Annotated in this window: 12 protein-coding genes; 5 read left to right on the top strand and 7 right to left on the bottom strand. The window is 65.9% G+C overall.

The window, feature by feature from the left end:
* Window positions 1-66 precede the first annotated feature (66 nt).
* From fucP to O6X71_RS16035, 5 genes are read right to left on the bottom strand one after another with little or no spacing between them, the layout of a single operon-like run.
* Window positions 67-1344, bottom strand: a complete 1278-nt coding sequence (gene fucP, locus O6X71_RS16055; RefSeq protein ID WP_353466722.1) for an L-fucose:H+ symporter permease — start codon at window positions 1342-1344, stop codon at window positions 67-69.
* Between the two features lie 25 nt (window positions 1345-1369).
* A complete protein-coding gene (locus O6X71_RS16050) occupies window positions 1370-2122 on the bottom strand; it encodes an SDR family oxidoreductase (protein WP_353466721.1) in 753 nt (250 codons plus the stop codon).
* Complete coding sequence (locus tag O6X71_RS16045) at window positions 2119-3396, bottom strand: L-fuconate dehydratase (RefSeq protein WP_353466720.1); 1278 nt, start codon at window positions 3394-3396, stop codon at window positions 2119-2121. The genes O6X71_RS16050 and O6X71_RS16045 overlap by 4 nt, the downstream gene beginning before the upstream one ends.
* On the bottom strand, window positions 3393-4238 hold the full coding sequence (locus tag O6X71_RS16040; RefSeq protein ID WP_353466719.1) for a fumarylacetoacetate hydrolase family protein: 846 nt from the start codon (window positions 4236-4238) through the stop codon (window positions 3393-3395). The genes O6X71_RS16045 and O6X71_RS16040 overlap by 4 nt, the downstream gene beginning before the upstream one ends.
* Window positions 4239-4249: 11 nt before the next feature.
* Window positions 4250-4990, bottom strand: coding sequence for an SDR family oxidoreductase (locus O6X71_RS16035; protein ID WP_353466718.1), 741 nt, complete (start codon window positions 4988-4990; stop codon window positions 4250-4252).
* A 112-nt stretch (window positions 4991-5102) separates the two neighbouring features.
* On the opposite strand from O6X71_RS16035, the gene O6X71_RS16030 reads away from it, so the two are divergent.
* Window positions 5103-5444 carry an L-rhamnose mutarotase gene (locus O6X71_RS16030; RefSeq protein WP_353466716.1) on the top strand — a complete coding sequence of 114 codons (342 nt, stop codon included), beginning with the start codon at window positions 5103-5105 and terminating at the stop codon, window positions 5442-5444.
* A 21-nt stretch (window positions 5445-5465) separates the two neighbouring features.
* Here the strand turns inward: O6X71_RS16030 and O6X71_RS16025 are convergent, their stop codons facing one another.
* The gene (locus tag O6X71_RS16025) at window positions 5466-7748 is read right to left on the bottom strand and encodes an ATP-dependent helicase (RefSeq protein WP_353466787.1); all 2283 of its coding nucleotides are present in this window, start codon (window positions 7746-7748) and stop codon (window positions 5466-5468) included.
* Between the two features lie 109 nt (window positions 7749-7857).
* Here O6X71_RS16025 and O6X71_RS16020 point away from each other — a divergent pair, with 109 nt between their 5' ends.
* From O6X71_RS16020 to O6X71_RS16005, 4 genes are all read left to right on the top strand, one after another.
* Complete coding sequence (locus O6X71_RS16020; RefSeq protein ID WP_353466715.1) at window positions 7858-8253, top strand: GFA family protein; 396 nt, start codon at window positions 7858-7860, stop codon at window positions 8251-8253.
* Between the two features lie 224 nt (window positions 8254-8477).
* Complete coding sequence (locus O6X71_RS16015) at window positions 8478-8807, top strand: UrcA family protein (RefSeq protein WP_353466713.1); 330 nt, start codon at window positions 8478-8480, stop codon at window positions 8805-8807.
* A 251-nt stretch (window positions 8808-9058) separates the two neighbouring features.
* Window positions 9059-10726, top strand: coding sequence for an inorganic phosphate transporter (locus O6X71_RS16010; RefSeq protein ID WP_353466712.1), 1668 nt, complete (start codon window positions 9059-9061; stop codon window positions 10724-10726).
* 219 nt (window positions 10727-10945) lie between these two features.
* Window positions 10946-11851: a hypothetical protein gene (locus O6X71_RS16005; protein WP_353466711.1), complete on the top strand. Its 906-nt coding sequence runs from the start codon at window positions 10946-10948 to the stop codon at window positions 11849-11851.
* On the opposite strand, the gene O6X71_RS16000 is transcribed toward O6X71_RS16005, so the two are convergent.
* Window positions 11767-13011: a glycosyltransferase family 4 protein gene (locus tag O6X71_RS16000; RefSeq protein ID WP_353466709.1), complete on the bottom strand. Its 1245-nt coding sequence runs from the start codon at window positions 13009-13011 to the stop codon at window positions 11767-11769. The genes O6X71_RS16005 and O6X71_RS16000 overlap by 85 nt on opposite strands.
* Window positions 13012-13072: the final 61 nt, after the last annotated feature.

Genomic DNA, 13072 nt, shown 5'->3' with positions numbered 1-13072 from the left:
GCGGGGACCCAGACTGGGCTCCCGCCTTCGCGGGAGAACAAGGAGGTGCGCGGCGCGCTTTGCCGCTCAGTGGATCGTCGGCTGAAGCGCCTCACCCGACAGCGTCCGCCCGGCCTTCATCGCGAACGCCAGCACCACCAGAAAGCACACGGCCGGCACGAGCATCGCAGTATCGATCCCGGCGAGGTCGGAGATATGCCCCATCAGCCCGGTCAGCACCGCGCCGCCGATGATCGCCATGATGATCAGTGAGGCGCCCGCGCGACGGAGCGGACCGAGTCCATCCATGCCGAGCGCGAAGATCGTCGGGAACTGGATCGACATGAACAGGCTGGCGAGCACCAGCGCGTACAGCCCGACCTGCCCGCCGACGAGACCCGCGACGGCGGCGAGCACGGCACTGACCACCGCGAAGATCGCGAGCAGACGAGGGGGCGCGATCCGGCCCATCAGAGCGGTACCGGCGAAGCGGCCGATCCCGAACAGCACGAGGCTGGCGAAGAGGTAATCCGCGGCATCGTGCTCGGCCATGCCCGGGACGTTCGCCTGCGCATAACGGATCGTATAGCTCCAGATGCCGACCTGCGCGCCGACGTAGAAGAACTGCGTCACCGTCGCGAAGATCAGCCGCGGGTGGCGGAAAACGTCGACGAACCGCGAGGGTGCGCCGACGGTCTCTTCGGCGCGGTGCTCTGGAAAGCGGATCACCGCGGCGGCGACCGCGAACAGCAGCACGACGAGGCCGATCACCAGATAGGGCGTCTGCACCGCGACGACTTCGCTGCGATAGAAGGCCTCGCGCGCCGCCGGGCTCATCGCCGCGACCGCGCTCTCGTCGTGGACGATCGCAGACAGGATGAAATACTTGCCGATCAGCACGCCCGCGACGGTGCCGACCGGGTTCGCCGCCTGCGCCCAGTTGAGCCGCTTGGCCGCGGTCGTCGGGTCGCCGAGTTCGGTCATCAGCGGGTTCGCCGACGTCTCGAGGAATGCCAGCCCGCACGCGATCACGAACAGCGCAGCGAGGAAATACAGATACTCCCCGTAATGCGCCGCGGGATAGAAGAGCAGCGCACCCGCCGCATACAACACCAGCCCGGTGACGATCGCAGTCTTGTAGCCCTTTGCCCGAGTCACCAGCGCTGCCGGCACCGCGAGCAGGAAATAGCCCATGTAGAAGGCCTGCTGTACGAAGCTGGTCTGGAAGTCGGTGAGCGTGAACGCCTTCTTGAACTGCGCGATCAGGATGTCGTTGAGGTTGTTCGCCATCCCCCAGAGGAAGAACAGCGCGACCGTCAGCACGATCGCCGGCACATATTTCCTGTCGGCGGTCGTTCCGCTCATGATCCACTCCTGATTATGTTTTTTGTTAGTCTATCGCGCGGTCGAGATGCGTGTAGCCGCCATCGACGTAGAGCCATTGCCCGGTGGTGTGGCTCGCCCGGTCGGAGAGCAGGAACACGACCGTGTCCGCGATCTCGCGGTCTTCGGTCATGCGGTGACCGAGCGGAATGCGCGCGACGATGCCGTCGAGCTTCTCCGCCGGATTGTCGAAACTGTCGATCCAGCGCTGGTACAGCGGCGTCATCACCTCGGCCGGGATCACCGCGTTGACGCGGATCCCGTCGCCGCGCAGCGCCACCGCCCATTCGCGGGTCAGCGCAAGCTGCGCGCCCTTCGCGGCGGCGTACGCGCTGGTATCGCCCTGACCTGTGACCGCGGTCTTCGACGAAATGTTGACGATCGCGCCGTGTGATTTCCGTAGATGCGGCACCGCGTGATGCGCCATCGCGAAATAATGGACGAGGTTCTGGTCGAGCGAGGCGCGGAACTCCGCCGGCGTCCGGTCGAGCCCGATATTGTCGTTGGCGCCGGCGTTGTTCACCAGCCCGTCGATCCGGCCATAGCGCGCGACCGCCGCTTCGACAGCCGCTGCGCACGCGTCGTCGTCGGACAATTCGGTCGCGACGAACAGATGGTCGGCCACGAAGTGCTCCGGCGCGCTCCGTGACACGATCACCGGGATCGCGCCTTCCTCGGCCAACCCGCGCGCGATGGCGAGGCCGATACCGGCCCCGCCACCCGTGACGATCACGACCTTGCCGTCGAGCCCGAGCTTCACCCGGCGAACCGATAGTCGATCAGCGACTGCGGCTTCATCTCGATCGAATAGCCCGGCAGCGCCGGCGGCATGTAGGCCGCGTCGCGGATCACGCAGGGGTCGACGAAATGCTCGTGGAGATGGTCGACATACTCGATCACGCGCCCCTCCTTGGTCCCGGAGAAGCATAGATAGTCGATCATCGAGAGATGCTGGACATATTCGCACAGCCCGACGCCGCCGGCGTGTGGGCACACCGGCAGGTCGTACCGCGCGGCTAGCAGCAGCACCGCCAGCACTTCGTTGACCCCGCCCAGACGGCAGCTGTCGATCTGCACGACGTCGATCGCGCCCGCCGCCATGAACTGTTTGAACATGATCCGGTTCTGGCACATCTCGCCGGTCGCGACCTTCACCTCGCCGATCGCGTCACGGATCGCCTGGTGCCCCAGGATATCGTCGGGGCTGGTCGGTTCCTCGATGAACCAGGGTTTGGCGAAGGCGAGCGCGTTGACCCATTCGATCGCCTGCGGGACGTCCCACACCTGGTTCGCGTCGATCATCAGCTTGCGGTCGGGCCCGAGCACTTCGCGCGCGATCGTCAGGCGACGGATGTCGTCCTCCAGATCGCGACCGACCTTCAGCTTGATATAGTCGAAACCCGCGTCGACCGCTTCCTGCGCGAGCCTGCGCAACTTCTCGTCTGGATAGCCGAGCCAGCCCGCGGATGTAGTGTAGCAGGGGAAGCCGGTCGCCTCGAGATCGGCAATCCGCTCGGCCTTGCCCTCCGCGCGCTTCGTCAGCAGCGTGAGCGCTTTGTCGGGCGTGATCGCGTCGGTCAGGTACCGGAAGTCGATCGTGCGGACCAATTCCTCCGGCGTCATGTCCGCGACGAGCCGCCAGACGGGCTTGCCGACCGCCTTCGCCCACAAATCCCAGATCGCGTTGACCACTGCGCCGGTCGCGAGGTGGATCGCACCCTTGTCGGGGCCGATCCAGCGCAACTGGCTGTCGCCGGTCAGGTGTCGCCACATCCGCCCCGGATTCTCGATGATCCAGTCGAGGTCGAGCCCGATGACGAGATGCCGCATTGCCTCGATCGCGGCGACGCAGATGTCGTTGCCGCGGCCGATCGTGAAGGTCAGGCCGTGACCCTCAAGACCGTCCGTATCCGTGTCGAGCACGACATAGGCGGCCGAGTAATCCGGATCGGGGTTCATCGCATCGGACCCGTCGAGCCCCGCGCTGGTCGGGAAACGAAGGTCGATCGTCCGCAGGCCGGTGATGGTTGTCACGCGGCGGCGACCATCGTCTGAGTCTGCTCGCCGAGCCCATCGATGCCGAGCCGCACCGTCTGACCCGCACGCAGATAGACCGGCGGCTTCTGGCCGAGACCGACGCCCGCAGGCGTGCCGGTCGAGATGATGTCGCCCGCCTCCAGCGTGCAGAAGTCGCTGAGGTACGAGACGATCGTCGCGACGTCGAAGATCATGTTGGCGGTCGTTCCGTCCTGATAGCGATGGCCGTCGACTTCGAGCCACAGGCCCAGCTTTTGGGGATCGCCGACCTCGTCCGCGGTGACGAGCCAGGGACCGATCGGGCCGAACGTATCGCAGCCCTTGCCCTTGTCCCACGTGCCGCCACGCTCGAGCTGGAACGCACGCTCGGACACGTCGTGGACGGCGCAATAGCCGGCAACGTGCGACAGTGCGTCTTCCTTGGCGATGTGGCGGCCGGGTGTACCGATGACGACGCCGAGTTCGACCTCCCAGTCGGTCTTTTCCGAGCCGCGCGGGATCTCGACATCGTCGTTCGGACCCTGGATCGCGCTGGTCCACTTGCCGAACACGACCGGCTCGGCGGGGAGGGCCATGTTGCTCTCGGCGGCGTGGTCCGAATAATTCAGGCCGATGCAGATGAACTTGCCGGTGCGCGTGACGCACGGCCCGATCCGGGGGGCGCCCTCGACCTTGGGCAGGGTCGTGACGTCGAGCGCGGCGATCTTCGCGAGGCCCTCGGGCGACAGCAACTTGCCGGCGATATCGCCGAGGTCCGCAGGCAGCGCGCGGATCGCGCCGTCCTGATCGAGGATGCCGGGCTTTTCCTGGCCGCGCGGGCCGTAACGTAATAACTTCATGCGGAATTCCTTTAGTTGACCCAGCCGCCGTCGATCACGTGGACCGCGCCGGTGGTGAAGCTCGATTCGTCGCTGGCGAGATACAGGAACAGCGCGGCGATCTCTTCGGCGCAGCCCAGCCGGCCCATCGGCTGGCGTGCGACGAACGCGGCGTCGGCCTCGCTGACCGAAATGCCCTGAGTCCCTGCTTGCGAGACGATGCGTTCGCGCAGGGAAGGGGTCTCGATCGTGCCTGGGCACACGCAGTTGCAGCGAATTCCGCGACCGACGAAATCGGCCGCCACGGCCTTGGTCAGCCCGACAACGGCTGCCTTCGATGCGCCGTAGGCGTAGCGGTTTGGGATGCCCTTCACGCTCGATGCGATGCTGCTCATGTTGATGATCGCACCGCCGCCGCGCGCGAGCATGCCGGGCAGGAACGCGCGGGTCATGCGGTGCATCGCGTAGACGTTGAGGTTGAACGACAGCATCCAGTCGTCGTCACTGCCCTGGAGAATATCGCCCGCCGCGACGAAGCCGGCGACGTTGGCGAGAATGTCGATGTCGCCGATCATGGCGGGCAGCGCGGCGATCGCGCTGGCGTCGAGCAGGTCGACGACCAGACGTTCGACGCCGTCGATCACCTGCAGCGCATCGCCGTCGCGATCGAGTGCGAAGACCCGCGCGCCCTCGTCGCGGAAGCGTTCTGCGGTAGCGCGGCCGATGCCTTGTGCCGCCGCGGTCACTACCGCGGTCTTGCCGGACAGTCTCATTCCATCTCCTGCGCGTCGTTGTGCGTTTTGCCGGTTTTATTAGTCAAAGTAACTTTTGAAAAGGGGCGGCGGCGCTATTGTCGCGAGAGTACGCCGTATCGAAGGAATTTCCGTGACGTATCGCATCGTGACCGCGCTCGACCTCGTCGACGACGCAGACCTGATCGCCGCCTACCGCGAACGCCACGCGCCGGGCGCCGTGTGGCCGGAGGTCGTGCGCGACATCGTCCAGCGGGGGTATCGAGAGATGGAGATCTGGCACGTCGCCGACCGGCTCGTGATGATCGCCGAGGTCGAGAACGATTTTCCGCGCGCAGCCGACCCGGCGTTGCAGCCGGTCGTCGCGTCCTGGGAGACGGCGATGGACGTGTATCAGAAGCCGATCGACGCGACCGGGCCGAAATGGGCGGTGATGGAGCGGATCTTCTCGCTCGCCGATCAGACCGCCGGCTGATCGTTTTCCCGGTTGATGTCGTTAGGGCGTGAGCGTCACAAAGCTGTCCATTACGCGCTTGCGGCCCGACTGTTCGAAATCGATCTCCAGCTTGTTGCCTTCGATCTCGGCGATCAGCCCGTAGCCGAACTTCTGGTGGAACACGCGCATGCCCAGCGAGAGGTCGTCACGGCCCTTGTTGCCGAGGCTGATCGCGCTCGACCGGCTTTCGACGACGCGGGCGGGTTTGGTGGAGAAGGTGCTGCCGGTACCCGACGCGCGTTGCCAGCCGGGGCCGCGGCCAGTGCCGCGTGCAACGTCGGCGAACGGATCGGCGCGGTCGGACCAGTTGGCCTGCCACAGGCTGGCGCCGCCCGACATCGTGGTTTCCGTGTCGATGTGTTCGGCGGGGAGTTCGGCCACGAAGCGCGAGGGTATCGAGGAGTTCCACTGGCCGTAGATGCGACGATTGGCGGCGTGGATGATGACCGCAAGCCGGCGTGCGCGCGTGATCGCGACATAGGCGAGGCGGCGTTCCTCTTCGAGGCTCTTTACGCCGCCTTCGTCCAGGGAACGCTGCGACGGGAACAGGCCTTCCTCCCAGCCGACCAGGAACACGGTGTCGTATTCGAGGCCCTTGGCGGCGTGGATGGTCATGATCGTGACCTGTGGATCCTGTGCCCCGCCCTCGTTGTCCATCACCAGCGACACGTGTTCGAGGAACGCACCGAGCGAGTCGTATTCCTCCATCGCGCGGACGAGTTCGCTGAGGTTCTCCAGCCGCCCGGTCGCCTCGACCGACTTTTCGGCCTGATACATCGCGGTGTAGCCGCTCTCGTCGAGCAACTGCCGCGCAAGTTCGGCATGCGGCAGGTTGGTCGCCATGTCGCGCCAGCGGGCGATGTCGCCGACCAGTCGTCCGAGCGACTTCTTCGCCGCGCCGGTCAGTTCGTCGGTGTCGAGGATACGGGCTGCGGCGGTGGTCAGCGGTGTGCCGGTGGCGCGCGCGAGCTGATGGATGCGCGCGACCGCCTTGTCGCCGAGCCCGCGCTTGGGGACGTTGACGATGCGTTCGAAGGCGAGGTCGTCCGCCGGCTGATTGACCACGCGCAGATACGCCAGCGCGTCGCGGATTTCGGCGCGTTCGTAGAAGCGGAAGCCGCCGACGATCTTGTACGGCATGCCGATCGCGATGAAGCGGTCCTCGAACTCGCGCGTCTGGTGCTGCGCGCGGACCAGGATCGCGACCTCGTCCAAGGATTTGCCGGAGCGCCGGACGATGTCGATTTCCTCGCCGACGCGGCGCGCTTCCTCGGGGCCGTCCCAGACGCCGATGACCTTGACCTTCTCGCCGACGTCGCGCTCGGTCCAGAGCTGCTTGCCGAGCCGCCCGCCATTGTTGGCGATCACGCCCGACGCCGCGCCGAGGATGTGCGGCGTGCTGCGGTAATTCTGTTCGAGGCGGATGACCTTCGCGCCGGGAAAGTCGCGCTCGAACTTCAGGATGTTCTCGACCTGCGCACCGCGCCACGAATAGATCGACTGGTCGTCGTCGCCGACGCAGGCGATGTTCTTGCGCTCCTGCGCGAGCAGCCGCAGCCAGAGATATTGCGACGAGTTGGTGTCCTGATACTCGTCGACCATGATGTATTTGAAGCGCTGCTGATACTGCGCGAGCACGTCGCGGTGCGTCTTCAGGATCACCAGCATGTGGAGCAGCAGGTCGCCGAAATCGCACGCGTTGAGCGCAATCAGCCGCGCCTGATATTGCTGGTACAACTCGCCGCCGCGGCCGTTGGCGTAGCGCTCGGCCTCGCCCGCATCGATATCGGCGGGGACAAGACCCTTGTTCTTCCACTGGTCGATCAGCCCGGCGAGGCTGCGCGTCGGAAAGCGCTTCTCGTCGATGTCGGCGGCAAGGATCAGCTGTTTCAACAACCGCAACTGGTCGTCGGTATCGAGGATCGTGAAGTTCGATTGCAGCCCGACCAGTTCGGCGTGGCGGCGCAGCATCTTGGCGGCGATCGCGTGGAACGTGCCGAGCCACGGCATCCCCTCGACGGCGTCACCGACCAGACGACCGACCCGCTCGCGCATCTCGCGCGCGGCCTTGTTGGTGAAGGTGACGCTGAGGATTTCGGACGGCCACGCCTTCTTGGTGAAGATCAGGTGCGCGAGGCGGGCAGTGAGCGCCGCGGTCTTGCCGGTGCCGGCGCCGGCAATGATCAGCACGGGCCCGTCGGTGGTCAGCACCGCCTCGCGCTGCGGCGGGTTGAGACCGCGCAGATAGGGAGGCTCTGCTTGCGGCGCGGACGTTTGGGCGATCTGGTTCACCGGTGAACAGGTAGGGAACGGGGGGCGATGGGGCAAGCGGGTATGGCTTGCGCGGTTCGACGATACGTGGAACAAGTTGAGAACATAGAGGGAGGCGGGCATGCTGGCGGGACGATGTCATTGCGGAGCGATCAGCTATGTCGCGGAGGGCGAGCCCGAGCATCACGCGCTATGCCATTGCGGCGATTGCCGGCGAAGCGCGGGTGCGCCGATGGTAGGCTGGATCGCATTCAGGTCCGAGCAGGTGACCATCTCGGGCGATCCGGTGACGTATGAGTCGTCGGCGAGCGGTCGGCGTCAATTCTGCGCACGGTGCGGGACGGGACTGTTCTATACCAATGCCGAGTATCTGCCGGGGATCATTGACGTCCAATCCTGTACGCTGGACGATCCCGAGGCGGTCGCGCCGGGTGCGCAAATCCAGGTGGCCGACCGATTGGCGTGGATGGCGGATGTGGCCGCTCTGCCTGCGTTCGAGCGATATCCGGGGATGTGACCTAACGCCTCATCTAGAGTTTCGGCGCGTCGTCGGACCGTCGTCGGACCGTCGTCGGACCGTCGTCAAACCGTCGCGCGAGCGTAACGAACCACGGGTAGGGGATGCGCAGCGACGTGGTTCGTCGTCGGAGATGCCGCACTCAGAAAGGTCTCCCGACGCGCTGGCGCCGTCGCCCGCGGGCATAGCCTTGCGGACCGCAGGACCATTTGAGGAACATCATCATGAAGCTTTTCATCAGCGTCGCTTCGGCGGCGATCGTCGGCGCTTGCCTGTTTTCCACGGGTGCTTCCGCGAGTTCCGGGCGCGACCCGGTATCGGTGCGCGTGTCGCGCGCCGGGCTCGACCTGACCAGCGATGTCGGGCGCACCGCGTTCCAGCGCCGGCTGCATTCTGCGATCACGAGCGCTTGCCAGTCACACGGTGCCGGCCTCGCGGCGCTTGCCGACGCGCAGCAGTGCCGCAAGGAAATGACCGCGGATGCGGACGTGAAGATGGCCACATTGTTCGGCCGCAATGGCATGCAGCTCGCGAGCATCGGTGAAGCTCGGTGAATTAACTCACTCACGTCCGACGAAGTCGGTTCCGCACAATCCTACCCTGCAAGGGGGAGGTGGCGCGAAGCGACGGAGGGGGAGGACACGGAACGCACGTTGTCCTCTGCCTCCCCCTCCGTCTGGCGAGGGCCAGCCACCTCCCCCTGGTGGGGGAGGATCGTTAAGGCGACGTCCCAAATAGGGTCGAACGATAGCTTGATTTACATCTGTCATAAGATTGTCATCGTAAGGGCCGACTGCACATTCCTATGGCAACCTCCACATTTGCACCCGATGCGGTGACGGCTGATTCGGGCGCTACCGCTGCGCCGCATACCGGTCCCAAGCTCGATCATTCGCTGCACCCGGCGGGGCGGTGGATCTTCCTCGCCGTGCTGATCGGCGGGCTTGCCTATGCCGGGTTCAGCATCGCCTTCGATACCGCGCAGGTCGGCGAGAGCTTGGCGGGCGGAGCGTTCGCGTTTCTTGCGCTGGCGCTGCTGATCGCGCTCGGGTTCGAGTTCGTGAACGGGTTCCACGATACCGCCAACGCGGTCGCAACCGTCATCTACACGCACTCGATGCCCGCGCCGGTCGCGGTCGTGTGGTCGGGATTCTTCAACTTCCTCGGCGTGATGCTCTCCTCGGGTGCGGTGGCGTATTCGATCGTCACGTTGCTGCCGGTCGACCTGATCCTCAACGTCGGCAGCGTCGGCGGGTTCGCGATGATCTTCGCGCTGCTGCTTGCGGCGATCCTGTGGAACCTCGCGACCTGGGCGGTCGGGCTGCCCAATTCGTCGAGCCATGCGCTGATCGGCTCGATCCTAGGCGTCGGCCTTGCCAACCAGATCATCAATGGTGGCGGCGCGGACGGCACGTCGGGCGTCGACATGGTGCAGGTCTGGAAGGTTCTCTCCGCGCTGGCGTTCAGCCCGATCGTCGGGTTCGTCGGCGCGCTGCTGCTGTTGCTCGTGATGAAGCGGTTCCTGCGCGACAAGAAGCTGTACGAGGCGCCCGAGGGCCAGACGCCGCCACCGCGCGGCATCCGTGCGTTGCTGATCGGCACCTGCACCGCGGTCAGCTTCGCGCATGGCAGCAATGACGGGCAGAAGGGGATGGGGCTGATCATGCTCATCCTGATCGGCTGCGCGCCGACCGCCTATGCGCTGAACCGGACGATGCCCGAGAGCGCGATGCCGGCGTTCGTGCAGTCGGCGCAGGCTGCATCGGCCGCCTACCGCGCGCATGCCGACGGCGAACCCGCCGACGTCACGACCTCGCGCGCTCAGGTGACCAAGGCGCTGAAGACCAAGCATGTCGCCGACCCGGTCATCTATGGCGCGCTGGCAACGTTGTCGGACGACGTGTCGAGCAGGATCGCAAGCTATGGATCGCTGGGCAAGGTGCCTGCCGCGGCGACGCCGAACCTGCGCAACGACATGTACCTCGTGCTCGATACGACCAAGCTGATCGCCGAGGACAAGTCCGCGCAGAGCCGCTTCACCGCGCAGGAGATCACGACGCTCAAGAGCTACAATAGCGGGCTCGAACAGGGCACGCGCTATATCCCGACCTGGGTGAAGGTCACCGTTGCGCTGGCGCTGGGGCTGGGGACGATGGTCGGGTGGAAGCGGATCGTCGTCACCGTCGGCGAGCGGATCGGCAAGACGCACCTGACCTACGGCATGGGCGCGTCGGCTGAACTGGTCGCGGCGGCGACGATCCTGCTGGCGGTGAAATACGGCATGCCGGTGTCGACCACGCATATCCTGTCCTCGGGTGTGGCGGGCGCGAGCGTTGCCAATGGCGCCGGGTTGCAGCGACGGACCGTGATGAACATGGCGCTGGCGTGGGTGATGACGCTGCCGGTGGCGATGCTGCTGTCGGGCGGGCTGTACTGGCTGCTACTGACGCTGGCGCATTTGTTCGGGTATTGAGACGTGTTCGATCCTCCCTGTGAGGGGAGGTGGCTGGCGCTTGCCAGACGGAGGGGTGTTGCCGTTAGTTGGCCGCGGATACCCCTCCGCCAGTCCCTGCGGGCCTGCCACCTCCCCCGATGGGGGAGGATTTAGATCAGGCGGAACCGGTCACTCGCGCCGCGGGTTGCCGGAAACATGCGATTACGATGCTCGATCTGTGGGAACTGGGACTGGCTCGTGCGTGAGGATTGGTTCGAGTGTAGCCACTGCCGCCTGCTTGTTCGCGACGTGAGCGAGGTCGGTGCGGTTGCAGGCGAGATCGTCGCGCGGTTCGAAAGCGGGCTTGTCGACCTACAGCGCGAACCGGCTAAGAGCTGGACGCTGGACCCGGCGGGTTTGCGGAACGCGGCGTGGCGGTTCGGGTTCGAGGTGGAGCCGGTCGCCGTTGCGCGGAACGATGTCTGCTTTCCCCCTAATTATTGCCCAGCCCAAGCGCAATCGGCTCCCGCGACGACTGTGCCGCACGCGATAGGGCTCGGCATTATGGCGCGACCCGCCGACGCGAACGACATCGTCGAGATCGCGACCGATTATCGCACCGCGTTTGCCCGGATCGTCGTCCTGCTCGACGGCACGGCAGACGAGGCAGGTGAAATCGCAGTGCGGGTCCCGTGGATCGAGGTCGCTCACCACCCCCTCGCAAGCGACTTCGCCGTACAACGCAACCGCCTCCAGGACGCGATGCAGACCCGCTGGGTGCTGCAGATCGATACCGACGAGCGCCCCGACGGCGCGTTGCTCGACGCACTCGGCTGGTTGGTCGCGGCGGCGGATCGCGACGGGTTGCGCTCGCTCGGCCTGCCGCGCCGCAACCTTGTCGACGGGGTGCAGTCCGCGTCCTATCCGGACATCCAGTACCGCCTCAACCGCAGCGACATCCGCTTTGCGGGCCGCGTCCACGAGCGTCCGGTCGTGCCGTTCGTCGAGAGTTCGCTGGCGCTCGCCGGTGCACTCGAACATCGGCTCGACGGCGAGCGCGTGCGCGAGCGGACGCGGATCTACGAGGCGATGTCGACCGGCGCGGGCAGGCCGGAGGACGAGGCGTTGCTACTCGCCCCCTTCGATCCCATCGCGGTGCGATAGACCGCGGTCGTCTGCGCGGACAGGGTATCGCGCGTGAACATCCCCGCCGCCCGCCGGCTCGCCGCGGCGTAATGCGCGCGTAAGGCCGGGTCCTCGATCAGCCGCTGGATCTGCGTGGCTATGTCGTCGCCGGTGCAGGCCTTGGCCAGCAACCCGGCGCCGCTATCTCCGATGAACAGCCGTGCGCTCGGATCCTCCGCGCAGGCGACGACCGGTCGGCCGAACATCATCGCTTCCTGGTACACGAGCCCGAAGCTCTCGTAGCGCGAGGGTGCGACGATGACGTGCGCCGTGCTCATCAGGTCGTGCAACGTCGGTTCGTCGACACGGTGATGGCATAGCAGACGCGCACGCGCAGTGGACGGGAGCGCCTTCAAATCGTCCGCATGAACGCCGACGATCGTCAGGCGGAAATCGCGCATCCCGGCATCTGCGCGCCGGGCGAGGATCCTCAGCGCCATGATCAACGCATCGAACCCCTTGCGATGCTCGTCACGTCCGACGAACAGCAGTTCGATCGGCTGGTCCTCGGGGACATCGTCGGGATAGGCTGCGGCCGTTCCTCGTGCGACGATTTCCGGTGGCAGGCTGAGGCCGATGACTGCGTGGCGCCCGACCGGCCCGGGGGCTTCGACGCCGTACAGATGGGCGATCTTCTCGCCGTGGAGCTGCGTGTTCGAGATCAGCGCCTTGCTGAAGCGTGCGGACACTTTCTCGGCCAGCATTGCCGCGCGCCGATCGAACCGGTCGCGTAGACTCGTGACCGTCTCTGCCGAAGTCGCTGCCGGGGTCGAGTTGCGCGTCACCAACGGCGCGGGGCCGGTAAGCGCGATCGCCAGCCCTGGCGCGTACCAGTTGGTCGCCTCCACCACGTCGAACGGCTCGCGACGGTGCTCGCGCACGACCGCGCGGCGGAACTTGAACGGCGCAACCAGATGTCCGATCCCAGCGATCTTGCGCAGGCGCGCAGCAAGCGATCCCTCGCGCAACCCGCAGCCGATGACCGAAACCCGGCCATCGCGACTGTCTTCGCGCCGATCCATCGCGAAAACGGACACGTCGTTGCCTGCGTCCGCCAGCGACTGTGCAATCTCGCGGGCGGCTCGGGTAAGTCCACTCTTTTCAGGGGGATAGGCCCAGGTGAGTAAAGCTATCCTCACGACCTGTGGTCGCTGGACGAACGGCACGTCAGCGAGAACGTGATAACCTGCGTCAATACCT

Origin of the sequence: Sphingomonas faeni, from assembly GCF_040407505.1 — a bacterium.
GTDB classification, from domain to species: domain Bacteria; phylum Pseudomonadota; class Alphaproteobacteria; order Sphingomonadales; family Sphingomonadaceae; genus Sphingomonas; species Sphingomonas faeni_E.
Note: the sequence above shows the minus strand (reverse complement) of the source record. Positions and strands in the feature narration are given on the sequence as shown.